The organism is Yersinia sp. 2542 StPb PI (genome assembly GCF_048593855.1).
GTDB lineage: Bacteria > Pseudomonadota > Gammaproteobacteria > Enterobacterales > Enterobacteriaceae > Yersinia > Yersinia enterocolitica_E.
Genome location: NZ_JAZGQA010000445.1, coordinates 1 through 803, shown reverse-complemented (window position 1 = coordinate 803; position 803 = coordinate 1). Strand labels below are relative to the sequence as shown.

Sequence of the window (803 nt, the reverse complement as noted above, 5' to 3'; positions counted from 1 at the left end):
CAGTTTTACTGTTATTATTAATGAAGAATTTAACATCCGTTTTATCCGCATCGAATAAATAGGTGATCAATGGATAGTAATCGACTGCCTGTTCGCCAATAGATTCCATAAATTGAACTTCGAAATAACCACCATAAAATGTCGATAACATTGATAATGTATCGCTTTCATCGCTCAATTTGAATATAGCGCTATTATTACTGCTTTCATGAATAAAAAAAAGCTCACGATCCATTATCTTAAATATACCACCATCGACTATTCCTACAGAATAATTATTTTTACTATCCAAATGAAAACTGACCAAGGTTTGTTTTGAACCTATTCGTTCGTCACCCCAATAGTCACCGAAAGTGTATTGTATCGGGATGATCATCTTATCTTTTACAACACAATATTGGTCGCAAATAAAATATTCTTGCTGAGAAACCTGAATGCTACTAATATCATAATCCATACCTATTTTTTGCAAGTCAAAAGCTGAATAATCATCAGTCAGAATAAAGTAATCGCCGCTAAAATTATCATTTTTATAAACTGTCACTTGGGTATTTTGTGGTAGTTTGATCGAACTAATTTGATCATTAAGTGGGTTTAAAATATGTGATTGTTTCCTACGGCGATCTGTATTATTGAAAAGATCAATGTATTCGCTACCAGATAGGCAAATTGATTCACCTAAAAAGTTATCTTTCTCATAGAAACAGGCAGCACTTCTAACTCTAAAGGAACTAATTTCATTATTTAAATCAGCCCAACTGCGGGAGGAGAGTAAATCGACATCATCTCTAAATGTTAATGCC

Annotated in this window: 1 protein-coding gene; it reads right to left on the bottom strand. The window is 33.0% G+C overall.

The features are described 5' to 3' along the window. A partial coding sequence (locus tag V1952_RS22195; RefSeq protein WP_420075589.1) for a peptidase inhibitor family I36 protein occupies positions 1 to 803 on the bottom strand: 803 nt, incomplete at both ends.